Origin of the sequence: Bacillus sp. AFS098217, assembly GCF_002551815.1 — a bacterium.
Classification (GTDB): Bacteria; Bacillota; Bacilli; order Bacillales; family Bacillaceae_G; genus Bacillus_A.
Window position 1 is genome coordinate 1 of the sequence record NZ_NVPR01000134.1, and the last position, 24762, is coordinate 24762.

Here is a 24762-nt window from a genome sequence, read left to right on the forward strand (position 1 = left end):
CTTTAATGAGGGAGTTTGATAATTTTTGCGATCCTTACTCAATTAATGCGCCCGATTGTGGAGCAACAAATAAATTAGATAAAAAACCTCGACATACTTTCTTCTTTTAAAACGGGAGGTTTTGAACAAGTGAAATAGTTATAACTAGTGTTAATAAAGAACCTAGAGATGTTAAAGTTATTATCTTTCTGTTATTTTGCTTTTTTGAAGGTTTACTTAGTTCATGGGTCACTGCACCCCATAATAGTATGGATGCTAAGGCAATAATACTCATAGACATATTTGGTACACCCTTTCTTATAATTTAATTATTTATAATTTTAATATATCCATTCTACAATCTAGCTCTATTGTTGAACAAAGGAATACTCTAAAAAAAGATCTTTTTATCAATCTTTATTTTAAAGTCACATTAGTCTCCAAATTGTTATAAATTTAATTCTAACACTTCATCGGTTTCTTGAAAACCAAACATTTTATATACGGGTTTCCCTAATTTTGAAGCCGCAAGCCATATTTTTGTTATACCTGAACTTTTCACTCTCCTTAACCTACTGATTTAGTGATTAATTCATAAACTTTTTTCAGGTTCGCCTTAAAATATGTAGTAAAGTACCATTCTTGATAAGCTTTTGGTACTAAAATATCATCAAGGCTTCTCTTACTTTGAACGGTTTCCACCACCAATGCCACTATATTGTTTATGTAACCTTTCACCTCATGAAGTTCTTTCATTGAGCAAACTTCTCCATGTCCCGGTACGATCGTTTCAATATCTAGCAGCTCGACTTGCTCCAAAATATTTAACCATTCCTGAGGATTTGAATCAAACAATACTGGATGATGCTTCGAGAGCACCAGATCCCCCATTACGGCAATTTTTTCCTCAGGTATGTACACGAAGGCATCGCTTGGCGTGTGACCTCCCCCGTACGTGATAAGTTGCGCGCTCCGATTACTGCCCTGAATAGTCAACTGTTGATTAAAAGTTATGGCTGGTAGGGTATATACCAAATCGTGGAGTATTTTCATATACTCACGGTCACTGGCATTTTCCCATTGCATTTGCTTTTTTAACTTTTCGTCCGTTTCATATTTTATTTTCTCCTCCAGTTCGTCAATAGCCTGATAAATCGGTTCTGGGTTTGACAACTGCTGGGCTAATCTATTTTTTCCAAATTCATCCATAATTTTACGTGTCTTACATGTAGAAATGATTTGTGCCCCGGGGGTAAACACTTGATTTCCGCTCGTATGATCACTGTGCCAATGTGTGTTTATGACATAGGAAACTGAATTTCCTGTGAGGTACATTGCCGCTGCCTTTAAATCTTCTGCAGCCTGAATCGACTGGAAGGTATCGACCACAAGCGTTAAACCACCAAGATCAATGATGGCTGCATTCCCAACAGAGCCGGTACCAGGGACCGAAATTGCCGCAAATACACCTTCAGCAACGTTATTAAGCAAAAAATGCTTTGAGCTCTTGAAAGTTTCAATTTGATTTCTCATGTGTCGCTTCTCCCTTTAACTGAAATCATATATTTTTCAACTCTTCAGAATTTTGTCAGTCACATGTTTTATAGTGCCTGTAGTAAATAGTTTAAACGCCCGAATTACTTTTGTGAAATTGAAAAATATGATATATTTTATTAAAAATTTAAATAAATACAAATGAGGTTGTACAATGGACTTTGACAAACTTCTTACGTTTTTGACTGTAGCTGATACAAAAAGCTTTTCCCGCACTGCAGAATTATTGCACGTTTCCCAATCCACTGTTACGATTCGAATCAAACAACTTGAGGCTGATTTGGGGAAACCTTTGTTTTTACGTGACACTCGTCATGTAGACCTAACATCCAGCGCTAAAGCTTTATATCCATACTTGAAGAGAAGCTTCGAACTTATAAAGGAAGGCGAATTAGCTGCTAAAAGCATCTTAGAATTCGATGATAGCTTAGGTGTAGGAAGTTTTCATTCGATTTGGCATGCTCTTCTCTTGCCGGTGGTTCAATCATATCAACGAATGCATCCATCATTTGCAATACGTAACTTCTCAGGTGCTTCCGAACGATTGATACAATTAATGTTAGATGGAATTGTCGATATAAGTATCATCGCCACAGTCCCTAAATACCCTGATTTAGAATCTGTTCCCATGTTTAACGAGACCTTTGTGCTTATTGGAAATTTACAACAAGTTGCAGATGATGTAATTCTAAGTCCTGAGGCATTAAGGAGTTTACCTTTTGTGTATATGAAATGGGAATCACCATTTGCCGACTGGTTTGAAAGAGAAATCAGTATCCATTTTTATCCCATTACAGAAGTTGACGATTCTACTTTACTCTTGCGATATATAGTGGAAAATAACGGAATTAGCTTCATGCCTTATTCAGTTGCTTCAATTTTTATGAAAAAGTATAATTTGAAAATTTATCAATTTAGTAAAGAAACACCAATTAGAACACTTTATTTAACGTATAGAAAACGTAGATTAGATTCCATGGCTCTATGTCATTTCCTTGAGTTAATTCACAATAGGATTTCATGTTGGTCAAATGAATATGGAACAAAATAACACTTTGGAATCCTACAATTAGCTCTTTATAATGCCCAAGGTTCAGATATAATTAAAGGGATTAGAAATGGATTTGGGATGTTTGAGAGGTATATAACAAGTTTAGCTGTTTTTAGTTTTATAGAAAAAAGGGATAAGTAAAAGGGGGTTAAAATGAAAACTAAATTCGTCCATCATATATGTATTCAAACAAATAATTACAAAGAATCTATTAAATTTTATCAAGAAGTTCTTGGCTTTGAATTAATTCAAGAAAGCCCTAATTTTCATAAACGCAGTTATAACTCATGGTTAAAATTAGGTTCTTTTTATATTGAACTTCAGACTGGAAAAAAAAATGAACAACTTAGTGAAAATAATAAGAATTCACAAGGAATTGTTCATTTTTGCTTATGGGTATCAAATCTATCAGAAGAAATGCAAAAAATAAAACGATTGGGTTATGAATTTCTATTAAAAAACAATCAAGAAATATATAAAGTTGAGAACGGAAATCTATGTAAAATAATTGCTCCTGAGGGGACAATTATTGAATTAAGAGATAATAGAGGAATTTAAATTGTTAAAACCTTCTAAAAAGACCGGAATTTCATCTGTCTTTTTATTTACATTCAGAGAAGCTGACGATTGACACAAAAATAAGTTAAACTCTATTCTACATAATCGAGTGAGAGAATCGTTTGCTACGTGTTGACTAATCCAAATACATAAATCATGCGCCATACTTACTTTTACGTTTTACGAAACCCGTCTCCTGCGCGAGCTGTTGAAGAATGTTTGGAGATGGATGTCGCTGTAGTTCTTCAGCAAATAAATGAAACTCATCTTGAATCGATAGAATCATACAAAACGCCATCCTTTCTGTATATTTCTACAAAAAGAATAGCGTTTTTTTGATTATATGGATATAAATTTATCTTAGCTTGATAGCGATGTTTTTTCCATACACGTCAAGTTAACATAACGTCACTTATTAGCAGTCAATAGACATGGAAACCTAGAAAAATCCTTCAATTATTGTAGCAAAACAGTCATTTTTAAATCTTCAGCGCCTCCATTTTTTAATGTATCATTTGGACCACTAAGATACGTAGGTTCAATTGTTAAAGATTTTGGAGGATTATCCATTGGTGGAAGAGCTAAAACAATATGGTGTCCGTAAAGTCCCGCGCTACCAACTTGCAAGCTGCCTCCTTCGTAGATTTTTCCTTTATCATCAGTCACAGTATAATCAAACGCCGGCCAACTATCATTATCTTCCATTTCTTTTGGATAATCCAAGGTCAAATCAATCCTCGTTGAAAGTGAAGAAAAGGTCACTTTGTCTACTGTTAATGTATACAGATTATCTTTCGTTAATGTTTTTATATTAGGAGTGAATTTACGAATCTTACCTTCAACTTTTGCAAGAGGAAATGCTACATTCCATGTTCCTGTTTTTCCAAATAAATCTTTCCCATGGACAGCAACATCAATTTTATCACCAAATTCACCGTAATTAACCAGAGTGAATTCATGCTGCTCAATAATGGTGTTTCGTCCTTTTGACTTCTGTGAAGTAGAACCAATTGCAGGTCTGACTTCTTTCCCATTAATGGTTACATAACTAAATCCAGATTTCTCTTCATTGCTATTGGAAATAATATTTTCTCCTTTGTATTCCACCGTGACCACTAAACGTCCACCATCGTAAACAGCTTCTTTCACATTCATCGTTAAACCACTATGGTTATCTTGTCTCTCAATTGATGCAGCAAGCTCATCCTTTTCAATTTTATCAGAAGCAATATCATGAAATTGTGCATAAATGGGGCCTATAACTGGAACACTCGATAATGTCTTTGCCATAGCAGGAGAAATGAATCCAAAACCTAAAAGAGAAACACATATTCCACAAGCAACAAGACTAGAATACTTGATTGTTTTTGTTCTACGGTATTGATTTTTCTTAGCTTGAAGCATGGCTGTTTTTTCTCTTTGAATTAGCCGATCTTCTGGTATAGGAATATCATTGATATGGTGATTAAATTCTTCTTTATTCATAACTATATCCCTCCTTTAAAATGGGGCGTAAGGCTTGCTTTGCTCGATGTAATTGAGATTTTACCGTTCCTTCTGGAGAATTAAGAACCTCAGCAATTTCTTTAATAGATAAATCGTGATAATACCTCAATAAAATAATAGTTTTGTAAGTAGGATCTAAAAAATTAAATGCCTCGTTTAAATCCAATGATTGTTCTAATTTATTCATGCTCTCTTCTGTACATAAATTGGCGAATATTTCATCATTTGCAACAAATTGTCTAGATGATTTTCTTACAAAATCAATGGATTTAAAAACAAGAATTTTGGTAATCCAACTTTGAAATTTCTCCGGTTTTTTTAATTTTCTCAATGAAAGATATGCTTCATAAATTGTTTCTTGGTATATATCCAATGCATCTTGTTCATTTCTTACATACGAATAGGCTGTCCGATATAATTTTTGGCGAACAAAAGTAATAAGTTGTTCAAATGCTTGATCATTTCCTCTTTTTGCTTGTTTTACTAGATAGGCTATGTCCATTTTTATTTCTTCCTCCCTTTACTAATATAGTCGAATGAGAGAATAAAAAGGTTGCAAAAATAAGTATATATATATATATATATATAAATCTCCTACAGCTTATTGCAATGATTAATATCCAACATTAAAAACACCAGAAATCCAGATAGAAATAAGAGCCAAATATATAGCTTGTTCATACCCAATTTAAAGTAAAAAAGATCTCCCAAAACGAAAAAATGAGCGGATTTTTCAAAATGACTAACTGGGGAAAATTTTTCTATTTAGGGGGTACTTCAAAATTTTAAGTTGATAGGCATAGAGTAGCGCCCCATGCCCATCAACTTAAGGTATTTTAATACCCCCAAGTGTAAAAAAAGTTATTTTTTCTAAACAAGCTAGATTAGAAAAAATAACTTTTTTGAACATTTCACTTCAAAGTGAACTACTTGATTTATTCGGCGGATGAAAATCGGCAGGGCTCCAGCTTGGATAACACAATTATTAAGATTGGAATGTTGCTTTCTGACATGAGTTTGGATAAGAGTGCTTGAAACACTATATTTCCTTTGCATTAACGAATTTAATTATTTAACAAATTGTTAAACCTTTCCTATTTTTAGTGGAAAATTATGTGTTACTATTTTTTCAAAACAGAAATAGACTTGATTGTTAACAGGCTTTGACTTGAAAATAACTTCTCCTTTTTTTACATATCCATTTTTCTCGTAGAACTTTTGAGAAACATCATTTTTTGAAAAAACATCTAAGCGGATACCCGTATATTTCCGCTGAATTGCTAACCCTTCACAAAAATCTAGAACTGCTTTTCCATAGCCATTGCTTTGTTGATCTGGATGTATACAAAATGAATGTATAACAAGATAAGCTCCTTCATTATAAGACCAGTGGATATTTGACCATTCTATAGGTTGCCATTCATCAAGTACAAAAACTCCAATTAACTCAGTTTTATTTTTTAATATATATAATTCCTTGTTTTCTATTTTCTCAGTAAAATATGCCCTGTTTGGATAAGAATCATCCCACTGGTATATGTTCCGATTTTCCAAGTCTAACCTACAATCTAAAAATAATTTTTCTATTTTATCTAGGTTCTTATTTTTTTCAGTTTCTAAAGATATACTTATTGATTTCATTTTTGTACCTCCATTATCTCAGCTTTTTACATTAATAAGGATGTTTTTAAAGGATTGCAAGGCTCGAGATCCTTTATTTTTTTTATGATGAACAAGATAAATTGATCTTTTCGGCATTGGAAAAACAGATTTAAAAGGAATCTTGATTAGTTCTTTATTTTTAATATATTGACGGGCAACTACATCAGGAAGGAACCCCATCATCTTTTGTTCAAGTAAAATGCGAACATATAAAGTGGTATCATCTACTTCAATTGAAGGGAAAAGTTTGACTCCTATTTCATTATGAAACCACTCAATAAAAGGAGTTTCCCAAGGAATATGAATAAATGATGATTTATTCAGCTGATCTCTGGTTAACTCTACTACGTCTTCTTTAAATAGATCAGGGCTACCAACAAGATAAAAAGGCTCTTCAAATAACCTAACATATTCAAGATCAGGGTGTTGGGGTTTGGATGGAACAACACAAACGTCAATAATCCCATCTAATAGTAATTGAAACATTCTCTGAGTGTGGCCTGTGTATAGACGGAGTGTATAGTTGCTATAATTTAATTTTAACTTTTGTACATATGGTAAAAGAAAATAATGCCAAATGGAAACTAGACTTCCTATAGCAAGTTTTTCATCATAATCAATAAAGCTCCTTGCTACAAACTCCCCGTGTTTTAGTATATCAATTCCTTTTTTAGCAAAGGGGTACAATATAGTTCCAGCTTCCGATAATTTGACCGATCTTGTATCTCGGATAAACAGCAGTTTTCCAATTTGATTTTCCAATTGTTTGATCCTGTTAGTTACAGTTGTCTGTGAAATATTCAATTTTTCTGCAGTTCGAGTAAAACTATTGGTCTCCGCAAGAGTAATAAAAGTCTCCCAATGTTCATAATTCAAAAATCCATCTCCCTTTCCAATTTATTCATATTATGAATAGATTATATAGTATTTTTTCATTTAACTAAATAGATATTATTATCTATACTATAAATATCTTGATTATAAGTACTATTAGAAAAAGGAGGAAAACTGATGGAATTGAATCCCAAAATTAAATCTATTCTCAATAAAATAAATTCAAAAGAATCTCGTCCTCTACATTTACTTTCTGTTCAAGAAGCACGAGGACAAGTGAAGAACCCTTATTTGACAACACCTGTGAACCCAAGACTCTCAGGAAATGAACGTGTCACAACAAAAAAAATAAATGGACCATTTGGAGAGATACCGATTAGGGTTTATACGCCTCCTGATTCAGGGAACTTCCCTATTTTGATTTACTTTCATGGAGGTGGATGGGTGCTTGGCAGTCTAAATGGAGTCGACACGATTTGTCGTAGAATTACACAAAAAGCTAGAGTTATCGTGATTTCAATTTGTTACCATCTTGCACCGGAATACAAGTTTCCTGATCCAGTATATGAAGCATTGTTCGTAACTCAGTGGGTTTACAAACATGCAAAAGATATCCAAGGTGATTCTACTTTATTAGCAATCGGAGGTGACAGTGCTGGGGCTAACCTTGCCGCTGCAGTAACCCTTAAATTGAAACAAGCAAAGAGCCCAAAACTGTGCGCCCAACTTCTTATTTATCCGATAACAGATTGCCGTCTACAATCTGAAACTTATAAAGAATACGCAACGGGGTATCTTCTTACTTATGACGCTATGAAATGGTTTTGTGGACACTATCTTTCATCACCAGAGGATATAAATAATCCTTTTGCTTCACCGCTACTAAGCGTCGACTTGAGTGGCTTACCTCCAGCTTACATTGTGACAGCTGAATTTGATCCTGCTAGAAGCGATGGCGAGCAATATGCAAACCGTTTAAGAATATCTGGAGTACCTGTTATTTTACGAAGATATGAAGGGATGGTTCATGATTTTATGTCATTTGCTGATCCGCCTTGGGAGATTAAAGAAGCAATTGAAGCGATTGATGATACTGCTATCGGTATCAGAGACCTACTCTATAATGGGAGGATTGCGAAATGAACATAAATCACTGGACATTCATCGTCACATCTATTTTGCTAATCTTGTCTCCAGGAATCGACACCGCTCTTGTAACAAAAAATACAATCACTTTCTCTACGAAAGGAGGATTACTCACTGCATTGGGGATAGCTAGCGGAATTCTTGTACATACAATTGCCACCGGACTTGGATTATCCTTATTATTAATGCAATCTGCCAAACTGTTCGTCATTATTAAAGTTATCGGTGCAGTATATCTTATTTTTTTAGGAATATCCTCCTTTAAAAATAGTAATCAGGACCATGTTAGAGTTGGGAAATCAACAGTCACATCATCATATGATGTTTTTTCGCGCCTTTATAGACAGGGAATCTTAACAAATGTTCTCAATCCTAAGGTTGCCTTGTTCTTTTTAACATTTCTTCCTCAATTCACGAATACAACGCAAAGTTTTTTTCCTCAAGCCTTGTTGCTGGGGCTGATATATTCTGGACTAACATTGGGGTGGTTCATCTGTTACATCTCCATTATGAAATTGTTCAGAACGTGGATTTTAAAGCCAGCTGTCCAGCGTATTATGGAGCGAATAACAGGTGTAGTTCTAATCTGTTTAGGACTAAAACTTGCAATGGGAACAAAATAAAAAGGCTTTTTGAATTTTTGAAAGTACGTTGCATTCTTATTATCATAAGAGAATAGTGACGTGCTTTTAAAAAGGATAATATGAGTACTTCAATTATGCCAAATTACCTTATGAGTCAAAATATTATTTATAGCTAAACTTTAAATTAAAAGATGGTTCGGGTTTAAATACCGAAACCATCTTTTTTAGACTGTTCTATTCATTAAATCCTCTATTGATACACCCTCATAAAATAATGCGATTTTCTTATAATCTTTGCTGTTCCCTGCTTCCATTAAATTCTCTTTTGTACCTGCATATTTTTCTATAACTAATGAATCTCTCAAGGCTATTGCTTTTTCTCCACACATTTCACTAACCCCGCTTTCAAGGTTTTTTTGCATTGTTCATACGTTTTGGGAGTTCCTTTCCCAATGTAGCGAATCACTTGTTCGTTCCCCCATAAGGAAACGTAAAAATCTAAATCATCCATTGGATATTTACGAAATTGTAAACGATTTGTGTGGAACATATTCTTCCTTCCTTCTTGTCGATTCCCTTTCTATAACTGAAATAGGCAATTGTAGCCTTTGTGTACGCTCTCCTTGTGATTGTTTATGTAATAATGCGATAGAAGTCTTTGCCATACTTGCAATAGAGGTATGGATGGTTGTTATATTAGGATTCATCATCATCGAAAGTTCCTGATTATCGAATCCAATCACACCAAAATCCTTTGGAACACAAATTCCCATTCGCTGCGCTTCCATAATTACCCCTGCAGCTATTTCGTCACTACCTGTAAAAACTGCATCAGGAGCATTTTTCATGGATTGTATCGCATGTATAATCCGTTTTCCATCCTGTAATCCATAACAATTTTGAAATACCCATTCTTGTTGCAATGATAGATGGCATTCACATAAAGCCTTTTTATATCCTTGATATCTTTTTCGCTGCGCCTTACTTTTTAATGTATCGTAACAAAATCCAATGCGTGTATATCCTTTTTCTAAAAGATGCTTTGTTCCTAAATACCCTGCCCGTTCTTCATCAAATTGAACTGTTGATATCAATTCTGTTTCTACATGCTCATTGCATATAACAATTGTACCTGAAGTGCTTGCACATTCAATCTCCTCTATTGGCAAAGAAAGTGTAGCAAAAATAAGCCCATCTAACTTCTTCGTTCTTACGTATTGTATAAACTCCCTTTCCCTGTTCGTATCAAAATTTGATTGTAATATCACAACATCATAACAATCTCCTTTTAAAATATCACTTATTTCCTGAATAAGTTGGCTAAAAAATGGATGGTGTAAACTCGGTACTACTACACCGATTAAATTTGTTTGCAGACGACGTAAATCTTTCGCTACCGCCACGGGAACATAATTCTTTTCATCAATAATTGCTTGCACTCTTTCTCTTAACTCTGAACGAACATACGGATGATGATTGATTACACGAGAAACAGTCGCTTTAGAAACTCCAGCTAATTTGGCGATATCTTCAATTGTAAAAATCGTAAATTCCCCCTTGACCTGTAACGCATTTCAGAATGTACAGTATATAGTGTGTTATATATCTATTATAAATGAGGTGACCTTAAATATGGGGAAAATTCAAATTTCAGGAGAAATCATTGATGCAAAAGCTGTTGCTTTCGATAAGGATGGTACGTTATTTCAAGCTATCCCGTTCTGGTATGAAATTGATAGACTACGAAAATATAAATTTTTACAAATTGTCGGCGAAGAATACGAGTCACTTTGGGAAAAAGCAGTTGGTTTTATACATCCTGATCAAGTTGATTTTAAAGGATTATTAGCAGTTGCATCAGAAGAGGATGAAATCATTGTTACCTCGAGCCTGCTATATCAAATAACAAAATATCCATGGCATCGCTGTAAGGAACTTGCCGCTGCTATTTTTAAAGAAAGCGATGAAGAGTTATGTATCGAAAAAGCTTTTCATCCGGTTCAAGGATCGGCTAACTGTATAAGTTCCTTGCAAAGTGAAGGAATTTATGCAGGTATTTTAACATCAGACAATAAATTACGAACAAAAAGGTGTATAGAACTTCTTCACATACCACATCTACATTTTCTTCTTACTCCAGAGGATGTAGCATGCGGAAAGCCAAACCCAGAGATGATTATAAAAACATGCAAACAACTTGGAATTCAAACAAAGGAACTCATTATGATTGGAGATACTGTTGTTGATGTAAAAATGGCCAAAGATGCAGGCAGTATTGCTGTAGGTATTGCAAGTCACAAACATGCAATAGAAGAATTAACACCATATGCTGATTTTATTATTACAGCTTACACTGATATTCAAGTTTTAGCTAAAAAAACGCAGTAGACAAAACTGTCTACTGCGTTCGTATCATAATTAGCATATAGGGTGTTTTTGCCCATCCCCTCGAAAAGGGGGAATAAGGGTAAAGTGTAGGTCTCAATTTAAACTTATTCAAAATATTGCTGCAAATATTAATAGGAGAAACCCACACATTTTGAATGTTACTTAACCCATAAACTTGCCATAAGTATTTAAGTAACCCAAAATATGGTTGACAATTAATGATTACGTTTGTAATATCACTTTATAGATTACAAATGTAATACAAGGGAGGAATTCTACATAATGAAAGAATTACCTAAAATCTCTGACGCTGAGTTGGAAATTATGAAAGTTCTTTGGTCAAAATCTCCTCAAACAGCAAATGAAGTGATTGAGTCTCTTCAGATAACAACGGATTGGAAACCTAAAACAATTCGAACGCTTATTAATCGATTAGTACAAAAAGAAGCTGTTTCATACCATCAAGATAAAGGTCGTATGTATGCGTATTATCCTTTAGTGTCGCAAGATAGTTATCTACAAGTAGAAACAAAGTCTCTGCTCAAGCGCTTCTACGGTGCGGCATTTAAACCTTTATTTGTGAATTTTTTAAAAGAAGAAAAGCTATCTTCAGAAGACATTAACGAACTTAAACGTATTCTGGACAAGAAGACTGAGGAGAATCACAGGAAGGATAGATAATAATGATAGATATCTTTGCAAACGTCTATTTACCTAGCTTTTTTGATTGGTTGATAGAAACCTCAATTATGGCCAGTATAGTAGTTGGTTTAATCCTATGTGTCAAAATCTTACTTAGAAATAAGTTAACCCCACGATGGCAGTATATGTTATGGATGATATTAATTATAAGACTTTTATTACCATGGTCACCAGATAGTTCCTACAGCATCTATTCTCTCCTTTCTGACAATAATGGAACTGCTGTTACCTTTCACCAAGATCCTGTAGCTGTTTCTTCTGCAAAAGAAAGTATGCAAGACAAAACATATATAGAAGACACCAGAAAAGAGAATACCTACACACCTAGTTCAACACAACAAGACGAAGAAAGTAAGAAACAAACATACAGTAATCAAAATCAAAATGATGATACATTTTCACTTTATACAACCACTTTATATATTTGGCTTGCCGGGGTTATCATTCTAACTTTTGCAACTGTCATTATCAATAGGCGTTTACTTTTCTACATAAAAAAACAACCTGTTATTACAGATGAAAAGATCGTCAAAATCTTTGAGAACTGTAAGAAATCTCTGTCTGTTCAGCAGGATATCCCTCTGCTCTTAGCTGGGAAAATTTCAAGTCCAACTGTATTCGGATTCTTCAGACCGAGGGTCTTATTATCAAATTCACATATGAAAGTATTAAATACACAACAACTACAACATATTTTTTATCATGAATTGGCTCACATTAAACGAAGAGATGTTGGTGTGAATTAGCTTATGCATGGCTTACTCATTTTAAATTGGTTTAATCCGCTTCTTTGGTACGCCTACTTTCTTGAAATCCCCCTGATTTTCTGTGTAATAGGTATATATCTGTTCTTTAGCAAAGGATAGTATATCATCGTTGTATTTCCTCATTTTATAAATAAAACTATTAATCAAGTTATCGTTCATTCTTTGATAACGATGAAAAATAAAGCAAAGTAAATAAATATAAATAAGGGATTCATCAAACTGTTTTAATTTATATACGGAATAATATTCTACTAAAGAAGCGTAGTATTTAATACTTTCATTAGATATTTTTAGTTGAGGCAAAATTGTATTGGCCAGTTGAAAGAGAGAATGGATGTCTTTTCCACATTCAATTTCACGTTTAATTTCATTCATACTAAAATCTTTAGGTTCATGTTTTATCCGAGTAATCTCATATAATCCAGAAGAATTATATAATAATTCTTTTAAATACTGTTTATCGGTTTCAGATAATTGATTTTGTATAATCATTATGAGGCGTTGTTGTTCATATGTAATAGCATTTCCTACAACCTCTTGCATAAAGCTATAACCAGGAATAACAATACGCTTGTTAGTTAAGTAGTTTATTAGCTCACGAAAAATAAAAATAGGTTTACCACTTACAGTCACAGCCCTACGGGCTTGTTCCTTTAAATCTAGTCGAGACTGTGAGTCACAAAGACGATAATTAAATCGCTTAAGAATAAGTTGTTGTTGATTAAGTCTAGTTTTTTTATCAATAGATCCAAAATCCGAGAATTCAGCACCATTAAAATGGACTTTGAGAATATATTGAATATCTTCTTCCACTTCGCATAAGTCAAACCGAAAAAATAAGTGTTTTGATTTAAAATATCCAAGTTGAAGAATAAAATAAATCTTAGATTTTATTGAGCGTAATGTATATAATAATTCGTTTTCCATTTGAGAAAGAGAAAAATATTGCACACGCTCTTTAGTTGTAAAATGGGGCCTACTATAAAGTTGATTTATTTCATCTGTTGTTAAAATAGTTAATCGCTTTTGAGTATTCATATCTATTTGTTTTTTACATCTCCTTATGGATTATATATATAATAGGTTATAGTATGTCAAAAAGTACACCTTTAGATACATTTTTAACTTTCATGTATTTAGTGTTAAGTGAACATCTTGAACCATCTATAAAAGTATACCTTTACAGATATATAGAAACCTATAAAAAACCACGTCTACAAATGTTTATTTCTCACTTTACAGACATCTGTTTATTTCATATATTTTTACAGACATAATTGGTATAATTACCAGTGAGGTGTAGCATATGAAACATAAAAAATTTGGATATGTCCGAGTTTCGAGTAAAGATCAAAACGAAGAACGACAAATTCAGAATATGAAAGATTTAGGAATAGAAGATCGGGATATTTTCATAGATAAAGAATCTGGGAAAAATATGGAGAGAGAGAATTACCAAATGCTAAAACGTCTTGTTCGTGCGGAAGATACCATTGTATTTGATTCCTTAACAAGACTTGGGAGAAATATGAATGATACATTAGAAGAATTTAGGTACTATGAAAAGCATAGAGTAAATTTACAATTTATAAAGGAACCCTATATTAATGTCAATTACACTGGAGAAAGTACAAATGATGTCATTCAGAGTGCAATTCAAAAAGCAACTCTTACAATATTATCAGCCTTTGCAGAAAAAGAGCGAATTGATATTAAACAACGTCAAGCTGAAGGAATTGCTCTTGCCAGGAAGCAAGGTAAACGTTTAGGACGTCCGCCTGTCGAAATAACAGAAGAATTTATTGAAGCTTACAAGGAATGGAAATCTGGTTCAATTACAGCCGTAGGAGCTATGAAAAAGTATGGCATCAAACGTTCCTCATTTTATAAACTTGCCAAACAGTATGAGGAAAATTAAATTGTATATATTTTGACATATTCATTTTAAAATGTGGATGGGACCCCTTTTAACAAAACCGGAGTGGAAATGATGAGTATAAATAGTTTTGTGGGATTGATAAAGGACGAATTATTAAAAGAGGTAAGCATAAAAAGTGAGGATAAATTCGAGCCTGTAGTAGTTAAAGATATTCCTAGACTTTGGAAGTGTTTAGGGACAGGTAATTATGCCGCAGTATTTATGCACAAAGAATACAAAGATTGGGTAGTGAAAGTTTACGCGCGAGAAGGAGAAGGAATTGAAAAAGAGTCAGAAGTATACCGAAGAATCGGAAATCATCCTTCTTATTCGAAGCTTATATATAAAGGAGAAAATTTCATAGTATTGAAACGTTTAAAAGAAATTACCTTATACGATGCTATTCATAAGGGGATTAAAATTCCTAAGCAGGTAATCCTTGATATCAATGAAGCTTTAAAGTATGCAAGGGAACAAGGATTAACTCCTTGTGATGTTCACGGGAAAAATGTGATGATGGAAAACGGAAGGGGATATGTAGTCGATGTATCTGATTTCTTAAAAACAAAAGAAGATAGTAAGTGGAGAGACCTAGAAAAGGCATATTTTACATTTTACTTGCCTTTCATTTATAAATTGCCTTTCCCTGTTAAAATACCGTATTTCATGTTAAACATTGTTAGACGTTCATATAGAAAATATAAGAAGCTTAAAAAGAAATTCAAATTGTAAAAGGACCACATACTTATCTTTAGGTTAGATAAGTGAACCACTAGTAAACAAAAGGACCGTACATTTTAGATATGTCTAATATGTACGGTCCTAATTTTATAACTTCATGAAGTAATCAGTAAGCTTTTCATTTTCTTTTTCACGCAATTGCTTATTTTCTTCTTCAAGCTCTTTATTCTTTTTCTCTAACTTTTCAATTCTTCTTTTAAGAGAAGCGATGACGGCATTTTGATTGTTCTCGTCCCGTTTAATCCTAGAGTCCACAAATGCTTTTTCTTGTTGATTTCGCAAGAAATTGATGCGTTCTTTGAGCTCTGTATGGTTATACAGTGTGGCTTTACTCACTCCGGCTTCTTCTGCCACACTATTGAAGTTAATTGCTTTAGAGCTCTTGGTTAGTCGTTTTATAGCTTCCTCAACCTTAGCTATAGTTGTCTGTTTCCTTTTTTCGTGTAGCTGCCTTAGTTGCTCTTCACGGTCGAAATTTGCTTAGCGTATGTTTTCGTTAAAATGTGGGTGGGACCCCATGCCCATCAAGTTAAGAAAAATTTATATCCATATAATGAAAAAAAACGCTATTCTTTTTGTAGGAGTATGCAGAAAGGAGGGCGTTTTCTATGTTAGTATCGATCTCCGTTACTTGAACAAGAAAACTATGAGGTAAGTTTTGTACAACATCACTGTCCTGATTTTGAACAAGTATATTCAAAACAAAGTAATCACAAAAAGGCGTCTGCCTTAATAATAATATTAACAAGGAAGAGTTAGAACCATATAACCTGCTTGATTAGAACTGCCATTAACAAAAGGAGGTCAATAATGCCTACTCAACCTTATTGGAGATTCTGTGGAAAGTGCCACACACTGTTTTATGACGGCTATGCAGACAAGGGAATGTGCTCAGCGGGAGGCGGTCACCAAGCCATTGGATACATCTTTGACATTACGTATAATTTCCATGAAACTCCAAACGTTCAAGGCAATTGGAGGTACTGCGGAAAATGCCACGTAATGTTTTATGACGGCTATGCGAACAAGGGAGTGTGCTCAGCGGGAGGCGGCCACCAAGCCATTGGATACAATTTCTTCCTTCCACACGACGTGGCAGCTACCTCGATCCATCAACGCGATTGGAGATATTGCGGAAAGTGCCACGCACTATTTTTTGACGGCTATCCTAATAAAGGAAAGTGCCCAGCAGGCGGTGGTCACCAAGCCATTGGATATAACTTCGTCCTTCCACACCTTGGAGCTCAATATACTTATCCTTCACCAACATTGCCATCACCAACATTGCCATCACCATCTGCACCAACGCCACCGACTTCACCACCACCAGTGCAGCCTAGCCAACCTACAATCAATGTATCTAAGCAAAATAGTAATATAGTAGTCACCGGTTCCAATTTTAAATCCAATGCTTCAATTCGAATCCGTATAGTAGTGGGAGTCATGGGAAATGAATATAGTTACTATGCCAATTCCAATGAAATCGGCAGGTTCACACATCCAATTGATGTATCAGGGGTACCACAGGGTACAGACATTTTTGTATCAGCAACCGACGGTACACGCGTCCCCACCTCCCAAGACATAACTGGATTTCTCTGGAGTAATACCGTTCCAATGAGGCTGTAAAACCGAAAATCTTTTAACTAAATAATTGAGTAATAGTGACCGTCTGTGACGGCCTTTTTTCTTTCACTATCCTGCATATATTAAGTGAAAAACTTCACAATATTCTACTAACAAACACCTTATAGCCAAGCGTTCTTCAACAACCTGGCCCTTTAACGGAACAACTTTATGTCGCCCAATAATTCCTTAATCCACCTTTTATTCAGATGTTCTTTTTCTTTTAGTCATAAAAACACCCCTTCAGACAAAAATATCCAAAAGGGTAAAGCTTCGCATCTTTTTTATAAACATCACAACTTTATTTCAAATCAACATTAATATCATTACATACATCAAAACCTATATATTTCATATCATCCCATTTGGCAGAAGGTTCTTCCCCTTTCAATACCATTTCGTATATCGTTGCCACAATCTATTAATTTTCACAAAGTTATATCGCCCGTCCTGTGATAAAAAACGATAACAAACATTTTATTTGAATAATAAGAGTCATAAAGTTTATTCGCGATTGTCCAACAATGAAAAAAACTGTTATGCAGCATAGTAAACAACCCAATATTGCATCCTAGAAAAATTATCCCAAAATTAAAAAATAATATTGATGGTTAAAATTGATATACACTTTCAAAGTGTATATCAATTATTTTAAAGAGCAGCTTCACATTATCCAAATCAATTGGTAAATATCCAATCTCATCAATGATAAATATTTTTTAAGAATCTTTAAATGATTTTAAATTGTCGTTGGTAAAAATCCAGCATAAAATGTTCTTGTACTATTTTTATTTGTCTATGTATAACAAGTTATCTTGCTTTACTGCCATCTTCAAATTATTAATTATCTTTTGTTGATCAGCAATTACATCATGCAATTTTACTTTTTCCTGTAACAAATCATGTATATCTTTTTTATATTCTTCAACTTGTAATTTCAATATTTGAATATCAATTATATGACTAATTACATTATCATAATGTTCCTTTAATTCTTGATATGTTTTAGCCATCTTTAATATTTTCTTTTCATAAAAAAAATCATCTTCATTTTCTATAGATTTCTCTACATAAGTCTTTATAGTTGAGTCATTATAAAGTGTTTTCCTAGAAAAACTAATACTTTTTGAACTCATTAAAGAACTTTTATTCAATCTCAATTTTTTCATTTCTTCTTTTAGCTGTATCATCTTGTTAGTATTAGTTTGAATAAACATTTCAACTTCAACTAGGCGCCTTTTTGCTTTTTCATCCAATCTTTCATAAGGTATTAAATCAAACTCTTCGAGTTTTTCTTTTACTATAGAATTTATATTATCCACTGCTGAATCTCCTCTTTAATATAATTTAAATTGCGAATTACATTATCTAATTCAGGAAATTGAGACATAACATATTCTACACTACTTTTTTCTATTTCCTGTTCCAGTAACCTTATTTCATTACATAAGTTTTTTTCTAAAAATACCTTTAAAGCTTTGGTTTCTCTTTGATATTCTAATTCGTAACGTTTATCTTGCCTTGCAATTTCGTAATTATGTTTAATAATTTGAGATTTTTGCTGAAACCTTTCATACGAATAGTGTATAAATTTAAAGGTATCCAACGGCATCCTAATAAAATAATTATCATTCATCGTACTAAAATATTTTCTTCTTTCACAGACACCATGTACTACTGTTCGGATGCATACCCCAAAATCATTTTCGGCTATTGGAGATTCAAAATTCCTTAACAAAGTAATAATTTTACTTAGATCATCTTTAATATTCAGTTTATTTTTCTCAAAAAAATCATTCATTCTTTTTATGTACCCATTAATTGCTTCATTGCTAAGCTCTTTTTTTAAAAATTCATCCTGAATTTGATTAGTATCCGTTTGTATTAATCCGTTATCATCAGTGATACTTGATAAAATAACCATGCTCTCTTCTAGCTTATCTATAAACTCTTGGCTCTTATTGTAATACATAGTCATATCTTCCGATATGTGATTCATATGCTTGACTATAAAATCGAGATGTACTCCTTGCCTAAACAACTTTGTACAAACTGTTACACGGAACATATGCGGGTTAACATATAAGAATTTTCTGTTTTTAATCTCTTCAAACGAAATTTTTTTACGTTGAGCCGCGGTAAAAAATTTTTTATATCTCGTTTCACTTTTAATAGTCAAAATCTTTATATTTTCTCTCTCTTTCACTGGTACTTTTTCTATATCAAAATCATCAGCATGTCTAACAAAAAACCTCTCTATATTTTCCCGTAATAGCGTTCCACCTTTCTTTTGTGTTCCTTGCATAGCACTGATAAATAAATATTTTTTAACTTTTTCCTTAAGTTTCTCTTGATCTAGTGTCGAATTGCTTAATTTGAAATTGGAACTTGAATTTTCCATTTGATTATTATTGTACAATTTTATTAATTTTTGTACACTAAAGCCATCTATTATTGAACTAACTATATTTTCACAAACCTTATAAGCTTTTAAAGCTTTTTCACTTAGCCACGTATATGTTGTAAATGCTTCTTCATACTTTATTGTTTTAAATGTAAGAAATTCTAAATAACATACTTCCTTTTCCTCAACTATTATTCTTTTTAACCTGTTTGTTTCTAGCAAAGATAACTCTTCAACTCTCATACCAGTTTCAGCAAGAATAATTAATAAACAAGCAACAATCCTCGCATTTTTATTTAAGCCCTCATTATCAATATCCTGAAGTGCTAAGGCAACAATTTGATTTAAAAACGCATCCGGTATATAGCTATTCTTACTGGTATTAGTACTATTTTCTCTACATTTTTTCGCAATTTCATCTAAATACAACAGAATATTATTACAACTATAATTATCGATTTCCTGAAAAACACATAACAATTTTTTAACCATTATACATAAATGCTCAACATGTGAGTCTTTACAAACTCTACTCTTTCCCTCTATAAATTGGATAACTGCTTCCTTATTTATTAATCGCATATCTTTAATGTTATTATTATAAAAATATCTTGTTACTGTCTTCAACTTATCAAAAATATTTCGTAATGTTCTAAACTTATTATTCATTAATAATTCATTTAACAGCACCATTTTCACATAAAAAACATACGGACTAGGAACACCATCAAATTTATAGATATAATGAAGATTTGCTCTGTTATTAATATTCAAATAGCTAAAATCCCAAATATCGTCAGAAAACATTATATCCTTTACAATTCGAAAATTATGTTGCATTCTTTGAGTAGAATCTAGTCTTTTTGTTAGATTAAAATTCTTAATAAATTCCGAGTTGAAATTTGGTTTCACTACTTCTTTGGAATTCACCCTATCGTCTCCTTTTCTGCAGATATCTTATACATCTCAGCTAAGTATTTTGCTAACATTTTTTTCTGCAAATTAAGCTCCTCAATTTCAAGGGGATTCTTTGATTTACTTATTTCATAATTATATTTCTTTATTTCTCTTTGAAAATTAGGTATTCTGTTTATAAAGGTAACAAAATGCTCACATAATAAACATTCCCCTATTCCAAACACGCAACTTTCATTAGAACATTTCCCAAGATCTCTCTTCACATTATTATCCAAAAAATTATTGTCATCTTTAAGAATATTCCCATGTATATCTACATCTGTAATGGTAACTTGAGCCATTGCTTCAACATATAAATCAATTTCATTAAACATACGATAGTATTGATTCGCAGTTTTATAGCTATTACCTGTAATAGCTGCCATTTCCACTATAGTTAATCCCTGTTTTTTCCCCTCTCGATAGACATTATTAATAAAAGTATGACGTATATCATATGGAGCATAATCTTTATTGTCTAATCGTGACTTTACACTTTTTATAATTTTCTTCTTAAAATATGTATAAAAATCAATTCTTTTATTTTTATCTACATAAGAAGAATGATAAGGCGTTATAAACAAGTATATGGATGATTGTTCATTATCTTTAATAAATTTATCCGTCAAAGATAATGTCTGTTCAATTAGCAATGCTACTTCAGGACTAATGTTTTGAGTTACATTCTCATTATTACTCGTCTTGGATTTATATTTCAAAATAATGGAATTAGAGTTTTCATAAGTTAAACAATTTCTTTTTAAGTTTAAAATTTCGCCTATTCTCAAGTTGGTAAGCATAAATAGTTCAAAAATAATAGTATATATCTTACCATAACGATTTTTCTCTTCTTGTCTTTTGAATTCTTCATAAATAACTTTACAGTCATTCTCTGTTATCGGTGTACCACCTTTATACGTCCCTAATCCTTTTAAATTAAGAATAGCAAGATCACTAGATAATACATTATATTTCTCTTCATAATAGCTAAGATATTTTCTTACAATTTTTAAAATCCCTTTTAAATGTCCAGTCGATTTTGTTTCTAGCTCTATCATACTCCTATATTCATAGAGCATATCTTGAGGAAAAGTCTTTTGATTATCTCTATTCAATTGAATAACATTTGTATGTATTTCATGATACTCCATTGTATAATTCAAAAACTCAATTAACTTTGGAATATAGTTTACAGTATTTCTCAAGTTACCAGTACTATACCAAAGGAATTGACGCAAATCTTCTTTAAAACATTGATTAACACTTGTTAAATTTATGAAATTACAACGCATATTTCCACAACTAGTATCATTTTGATTTAAAATATCCGGAAGCACACATATTTTATCTTGTTGCGGGGGATATTCTAATTTATTATGATAAACAAAAACATATCCTTCCTCATAATATTTGTAGAAGCTTTTGGAATATATTATGTATCTAAACTGTGGAGTGAATAGTTTTATATTTTCATTTGCAGCTTCATTTATTACAAAACGATAAAACATAACTAAACAGCGTCTTAAGTTAAAATTTAATGTTACAGTAACATTCCGAATAATTTTCTTTTCCAAACATTCGAAATATATATATTGCTCTTGAAATAGACTTTCATTAAAATCTTGATAGAAATTAACAATTTCTTTTCCTAAACTGTCTTTAAAAAAATAAATAAAATATTGTAATGCGCCACCAGAAAAGCTGTTTTCCCGATTAGCTTTATCAAAGAAATCCTTTAATAACTTTTCAATAAAAATATTTTCTCCATTGACTATTTTTATACGCCCAGAATTTCCTTTTATTAGAAAAGAACTTTTGTCGAAAATCTTAATTTCAGTTTCTTCTGTTAAATAATTAATATACCAACTTATTTCCTTACTAGTTTTTAAGTTGCTAAAAATTTTATTATCAAACATAAATACATACATTTTTTTTAGAATATCAAAAAAACATTTTCTTGCCTCAATAACCTCTCTACCACTATAGTCATAACCTTTAATTTTTAAATAGCAACTTGAATTGCTATCATCTCCTCGGTCAAAATTGACTTTATCAATCAAATTACTGGAATGAGAGATTTTCGAAAGAAAGTTTTGATCTAATTCATAGACTTTTTTTCTTCTCAAATTAACAATTAAAATAATCCAACCTAACACAATTTTATTAGGTAGAAAAATGGTATCATTCTTTTTATAAAGAAAATAATGTTCTAAGAACGGTATTAAAATTCTTTTTAATTGTACATCCTGTATATCTTCCCTAATTAAATCTTTTATATCTTCTTCTATTTTGTTACAATCAAACACCTTCTCTTCACCATCCTTACTTACACTTACAAATTATTTTTAATTTTCTCTTGAATTTTCATACTTTCTTCTAAAATTTTTTCCCTAGTAGGATTGAAATATTTCATTGTTGACTGAAGACTTCGATGTCTCATTTGACATTTTACATAGCTAATATCCTTTTTCAATTTTTCAATCAAAAACATTGCATATCCATGTCTAAATCGATGACTTAAATTATTTTTTCTAACCTCTCTATCTATATCTAGTTTAACAGCTCTAAAGATTTCCTTTAAAATTTTACTCCATCCAGCTGAAGATAATGGTGTTCCATTTTTATTTAAGAATAAATAATAATTATTAATATTTGAATTACTTACAACACTGTCAGCTTTGCTCCCATTCATCATATTTTTTATTTTTTTAGTAGATAGTTCGAATATATCTCTTGATAAATTTGTGTATTGTTGAAGTTCCCTCTTTAAGTCTGGAGGTATCGCTACTGTTTGATATCCCCTATTTTCTTCTTGATACGCCTTAGTTGCGTAATCTTCTTTTGTAGTAACTTTCATACATCCTTTTGCACATTGATATTTCTTGTCACTCACTCTATTTCTGATATATAATAAACTAGCTTCATTATTATCTGGATGTTCTGTTATATCCTCCAGAGTTAACCCTAATACTTCTCCTAATCTCAATCCCCTTGTATACATCAAATTTATAATAATAGAATCTCTTAAATTATGTTTTGAATTCCTTACTTTTAAATGACTCATTATTTTTTTGTAATCCTCACTTGAAATATACTTAGGAACATATTGTGCAAAGCTGCTATGTCTACTCTTATTAGTTCTGTACTTTTCTAATTTAACTTCCTGGGTGTGTGCTAGCATTCCATATCCTCCACGTTCTTTACTCACTACTTTTTTTTCAAAAAAGCCCCCCTCCTTGATTCCAATGTACCTTAAATACTTTCGAATCATATCAAAATATTGATTGTGAGTAGATATTGACCTCTGACTAATAAATTTGCAAGTTAAAAAATTCCCAGTACTATTATTTCCTTGTAAAAAACATGAGAAGTTTTGTATATCCCTACTATCAAAATCTTCAATTTTCTTATCTAAGATTTCTACAAATGAATATAAAAATTTCAATGCGGTAGTTGACTGCTCTCTACTGTTTACTGTTTCGTTTCTACAATACTCATTTAAAAAATCAAATACGCTTTGGATTATCTTCCCCTGTGAATTTAATAAAAACAAATAGTAATATCCCTTATACTCTCGACTTACCCTAACTATTTTTATTTTTCTGAAGGATACTCCATTTATAGAAAGTTCATAAAAGTTCCCTAAACTCCCTTTAATCTCACTTAACACTCTCAAAACATCACCACTTTTATTTATCTATATTTTATAAATTATCAAAATATTCACATTTTATCAAGTTTATATATGTATTTAATTTATACAAAAAAGATATGTTGATAATATCCAACATATCTTTTTTACACAATAACCCATGTCTGTATATCTTCTCGCCCAGCATCACCTGCATGAATAATTTCCGTCACTTGTGGATTATGTAACAACTGTTTCACAACATTAAATTGCTTATACTTTGATTTTGTTACTTCAAATTGAAAACGCTCCGGAATCATTGGTAATGTATCGAGTGACCATTTTTTCCATTCAGCGTGATAATGTTCAGGATTACATAACTGCGTCAAATGACCAATTGCCCATGTACAGTAAGCTCCCTTTGGAAATAACTCATTTGCCTCTACCTCTAAATAGCCATCTTTTCGGCGATATTTAAATTGAGAAACAAGGGCCAAACCTTGATCTGGTTTCTCAGCAATAATTAATTTCATTTTATAACTCCCTATCTAAACCGTGTTACTTTCATTTTATCTATTTTTTATAAGTGATGATAAAATATCTATCATTTTTATCCCGCATTAACGGGCAGTAATACTCCCACCTCAACATTCAGCGAAAGCATTGTCCAGCTCTAGCGGCTAGAATCTCCGGTCGTTTCGCCCCTCGGACGTCCTGCGATTCTGAGCAAGCCGCTTCCGCTTTTCTAAAGAAG

The 24762-nt window shown here is 32.3% G+C and carries 21 protein-coding genes and 6 pseudogenes; 9 read left to right on the forward strand and 18 right to left on the reverse strand.

Features of this window, described 5'->3' with window-relative positions:
- Window positions 1-427: 427 nt before the first annotated feature.
- A pseudogene (locus tag COO03_RS27865) lies at window positions 428-538 on the reverse strand (GNAT family N-acetyltransferase); the annotation flags it as partial.
- Between the two features lie 8 nt (window positions 539-546).
- Complete coding sequence (locus tag COO03_RS23635; RefSeq protein WP_097899441.1) at window positions 547-1512, reverse strand: MBL fold metallo-hydrolase; 966 nt, start codon at window positions 1510-1512, stop codon at window positions 547-549.
- Between the two features lie 175 nt (window positions 1513-1687).
- Here COO03_RS23635 and COO03_RS23640 point away from each other — a divergent pair, with 175 nt between their 5' ends.
- A complete protein-coding gene (locus COO03_RS23640; RefSeq protein ID WP_097899442.1) occupies window positions 1688-2584 on the forward strand; it encodes a LysR family transcriptional regulator in 897 nt (298 codons plus the stop codon).
- A gap of 153 nt (window positions 2585-2737) precedes the next feature.
- Window positions 2738-3142: a VOC family protein gene (locus COO03_RS23645; RefSeq protein ID WP_097899443.1), complete on the forward strand. Its 405-nt coding sequence runs from the start codon at window positions 2738-2740 to the stop codon at window positions 3140-3142.
- Window positions 3143-3240: 98 nt separating this feature from the next.
- Here COO03_RS23645 and COO03_RS23650 read toward each other — a convergent pair.
- From COO03_RS23650 to COO03_RS23670, 5 genes and pseudogenes are all read right to left on the reverse strand, one after another.
- Window positions 3241-3428, reverse strand: a pseudogene (locus COO03_RS23650) (IS4 family transposase); the annotation flags it as partial.
- A 170-nt stretch (window positions 3429-3598) separates the two neighbouring features.
- Entirely contained in the window at window positions 3599-4627 is a 1029-nt protein-coding gene (locus COO03_RS23655) for a DUF4179 domain-containing protein (RefSeq protein WP_097899444.1), read from the reverse strand.
- Window positions 4620-5150: a sigma-70 family RNA polymerase sigma factor gene (locus COO03_RS23660; RefSeq protein WP_097899445.1), complete on the reverse strand. Its 531-nt coding sequence runs from the start codon at window positions 5148-5150 to the stop codon at window positions 4620-4622. The genes COO03_RS23655 and COO03_RS23660 overlap by 8 nt, the downstream gene beginning before the upstream one ends.
- A gap of 581 nt (window positions 5151-5731) precedes the next feature.
- Window positions 5732-6289: a GNAT family N-acetyltransferase gene (locus tag COO03_RS23665; RefSeq protein ID WP_097899446.1), complete on the reverse strand. Its 558-nt coding sequence runs from the start codon at window positions 6287-6289 to the stop codon at window positions 5732-5734.
- A gap of 18 nt (window positions 6290-6307) precedes the next feature.
- Window positions 6308-7186 (reverse strand): LysR family transcriptional regulator, encoded by an 879-nt coding sequence (locus COO03_RS23670; RefSeq protein ID WP_097899447.1) that lies wholly within the window; start codon window positions 7184-7186, stop codon window positions 6308-6310.
- A gap of 135 nt (window positions 7187-7321) precedes the next feature.
- On the opposite strand from COO03_RS23670, the gene COO03_RS23675 reads away from it, so the two are divergent.
- Together COO03_RS23675 and COO03_RS23680 are read left to right on the forward strand one after the other, a co-directional pair.
- Complete coding sequence (locus COO03_RS23675) at window positions 7322-8287, forward strand: alpha/beta hydrolase (RefSeq protein ID WP_097899448.1); 966 nt, start codon at window positions 7322-7324, stop codon at window positions 8285-8287.
- The gene (locus tag COO03_RS23680; RefSeq protein WP_097899449.1) at window positions 8284-8913 is read left to right on the forward strand and encodes a LysE family translocator; all 630 of its coding nucleotides are present in this window, start codon (window positions 8284-8286) and stop codon (window positions 8911-8913) included. The genes COO03_RS23675 and COO03_RS23680 overlap by 4 nt, the downstream gene beginning before the upstream one ends.
- 185 nt (window positions 8914-9098) lie before the next feature.
- Here the strand turns inward: COO03_RS23680 and COO03_RS27235 are convergent, their stop codons facing one another.
- Together COO03_RS27235 and COO03_RS23690 are read right to left on the reverse strand one after the other, a co-directional pair.
- The gene (locus tag COO03_RS27235) at window positions 9099-9263 is read right to left on the reverse strand and encodes a hypothetical protein (protein ID WP_154724644.1); all 165 of its coding nucleotides are present in this window, start codon (window positions 9261-9263) and stop codon (window positions 9099-9101) included.
- Window positions 9264-9392: 129 nt separating this feature from the next.
- Window positions 9393-10355: a LacI family DNA-binding transcriptional regulator gene (locus COO03_RS23690; RefSeq protein ID WP_230322517.1), complete on the reverse strand. Its 963-nt coding sequence runs from the start codon at window positions 10353-10355 to the stop codon at window positions 9393-9395.
- Between the two features lie 151 nt (window positions 10356-10506).
- Between COO03_RS23690 and COO03_RS23695 the strand changes: the two genes are divergently transcribed.
- The 3 genes and pseudogenes from COO03_RS23695 to COO03_RS23705 form a co-directional block, all read left to right on the forward strand.
- On the forward strand, window positions 10507-11262 hold the full coding sequence (locus tag COO03_RS23695) for an HAD family hydrolase (RefSeq protein WP_097899451.1): 756 nt from the start codon (window positions 10507-10509) through the stop codon (window positions 11260-11262).
- A gap of 282 nt (window positions 11263-11544) precedes the next feature.
- A complete protein-coding gene (locus tag COO03_RS23700; RefSeq protein ID WP_097899452.1) occupies window positions 11545-11943 on the forward strand; it encodes a BlaI/MecI/CopY family transcriptional regulator in 399 nt (132 codons plus the stop codon).
- A 2-nt stretch (window positions 11944-11945) separates the two neighbouring features.
- A pseudogene (locus COO03_RS23705) lies at window positions 11946-12707 on the forward strand (M56 family metallopeptidase); the annotation flags it as partial.
- 54 nt (window positions 12708-12761) lie between these two features.
- On the opposite strand, the pseudogene COO03_RS23710 reads toward COO03_RS23705, so the two are convergent.
- Window positions 12762-13769, reverse strand: a pseudogene (locus COO03_RS23710) (DUF4158 domain-containing protein); the annotation flags it as partial.
- A gap of 268 nt (window positions 13770-14037) precedes the next feature.
- On the opposite strand from COO03_RS23710, the gene COO03_RS23715 reads away from it, so the two are divergent.
- Both COO03_RS23715 and COO03_RS23720 read left to right on the forward strand, forming a co-directional pair.
- Window positions 14038-14649, forward strand: coding sequence for a recombinase family protein (locus tag COO03_RS23715; RefSeq protein ID WP_097899453.1), 612 nt, complete (start codon window positions 14038-14040; stop codon window positions 14647-14649).
- A 72-nt stretch (window positions 14650-14721) separates the two neighbouring features.
- Complete coding sequence (locus COO03_RS23720; RefSeq protein ID WP_141523208.1) at window positions 14722-15381, forward strand: serine/threonine protein kinase; 660 nt, start codon at window positions 14722-14724, stop codon at window positions 15379-15381.
- Window positions 15382-15477: 96 nt separating this feature from the next.
- Here COO03_RS23720 and COO03_RS23725 read toward each other — a convergent pair.
- The 8 genes and pseudogenes from COO03_RS23725 to COO03_RS23755 all read right to left on the reverse strand — a co-directional run.
- Window positions 15478-15867: pseudogene (locus tag COO03_RS23725) on the reverse strand (DUF6262 family protein); the annotation flags it as partial.
- A 776-nt stretch (window positions 15868-16643) separates the two neighbouring features.
- On the reverse strand, window positions 16644-16799 hold the full coding sequence (locus COO03_RS23730; RefSeq protein ID WP_170958159.1) for a hypothetical protein: 156 nt from the start codon (window positions 16797-16799) through the stop codon (window positions 16644-16646).
- 54 nt (window positions 16800-16853) lie between these two features.
- Window positions 16854-16976, reverse strand: coding sequence for a hypothetical protein (locus COO03_RS27875; RefSeq protein ID WP_255257322.1), 123 nt, complete (start codon window positions 16974-16976; stop codon window positions 16854-16856).
- Window positions 16977-17804: 828 nt separating this feature from the next.
- Entirely contained in the window at window positions 17805-18338 is a 534-nt protein-coding gene (locus tag COO03_RS23735) for a hypothetical protein (RefSeq protein WP_097899456.1), read from the reverse strand.
- Entirely contained in the window at window positions 18326-20350 is a 2025-nt protein-coding gene (locus tag COO03_RS23740) for a tyrosine-type recombinase/integrase (protein ID WP_097899457.1), read from the reverse strand. Before COO03_RS23740 ends, COO03_RS23735 begins: the two co-directional genes overlap by 13 nt.
- Entirely contained in the window at window positions 20347-22683 is a 2337-nt protein-coding gene (locus COO03_RS23745; RefSeq protein WP_097899458.1) for a tyrosine-type recombinase/integrase, read from the reverse strand. The genes COO03_RS23740 and COO03_RS23745 overlap by 4 nt, the downstream gene beginning before the upstream one ends.
- A gap of 26 nt (window positions 22684-22709) precedes the next feature.
- A complete protein-coding gene (locus tag COO03_RS23750; protein ID WP_170958160.1) occupies window positions 22710-24047 on the reverse strand; it encodes a tyrosine-type recombinase/integrase in 1338 nt (445 codons plus the stop codon).
- 155 nt (window positions 24048-24202) lie between these two features.
- Window positions 24203-24541: pseudogene (locus tag COO03_RS23755) on the reverse strand (DNA topoisomerase); the annotation flags it as partial.
- Window positions 24542-24762: the final 221 nt, after the last annotated feature.

Coding starts and splice junctions, on each gene's coding strand:
- COO03_RS23655 (WP_097899444.1), bottom strand. CDS start 4,627: ATGAATAAAGAAGAATTTAATCACCATATCAATGATATTCCTATACCA.
- COO03_RS23645 (WP_097899443.1), top strand. CDS start 2,738: ATGAAAACTAAATTCGTCCATCATATATGTATTCAAACAAATAATTAC.
- COO03_RS23695 (WP_097899451.1), top strand. CDS start 10,507: ATGGGGAAAATTCAAATTTCAGGAGAAATCATTGATGCAAAAGCTGTT.
- COO03_RS23715 (WP_097899453.1), top strand. CDS start 14,038: ATGAAACATAAAAAATTTGGATATGTCCGAGTTTCGAGTAAAGATCAA.
- COO03_RS23635 (WP_097899441.1), bottom strand. CDS start 1,512: ATGAGAAATCAAATTGAAACTTTCAAGAGCTCAAAGCATTTTTTGCTT.
- COO03_RS23700 (WP_097899452.1), top strand. CDS start 11,545: ATGAAAGAATTACCTAAAATCTCTGACGCTGAGTTGGAAATTATGAAA.
- COO03_RS23665 (WP_097899446.1), bottom strand. CDS start 6,289: ATGAAATCAATAAGTATATCTTTAGAAACTGAAAAAAATAAGAACCTA.
- COO03_RS27235 (WP_154724644.1), bottom strand. CDS start 9,263: ATGTGTGGAGAAAAAGCAATAGCCTTGAGAGATTCATTAGTTATAGAA.
- COO03_RS27875 (WP_255257322.1), bottom strand. CDS start 16,976: ATGTCTTGGGAGGTGGGGACGCGTGTACCGTCGGTTGCTGATACAAAA.
- COO03_RS23660 (WP_097899445.1), bottom strand. CDS start 5,150: ATGGACATAGCCTATCTAGTAAAACAAGCAAAAAGAGGAAATGATCAA.
- COO03_RS23720 (WP_141523208.1), top strand. CDS start 14,722: ATGAGTATAAATAGTTTTGTGGGATTGATAAAGGACGAATTATTAAAA.
- COO03_RS23640 (WP_097899442.1), top strand. CDS start 1,688: ATGGACTTTGACAAACTTCTTACGTTTTTGACTGTAGCTGATACAAAA.
- COO03_RS23680 (WP_097899449.1), top strand. CDS start 8,284: ATGAACATAAATCACTGGACATTCATCGTCACATCTATTTTGCTAATC.
- COO03_RS23675 (WP_097899448.1), top strand. CDS start 7,322: ATGGAATTGAATCCCAAAATTAAATCTATTCTCAATAAAATAAATTCA.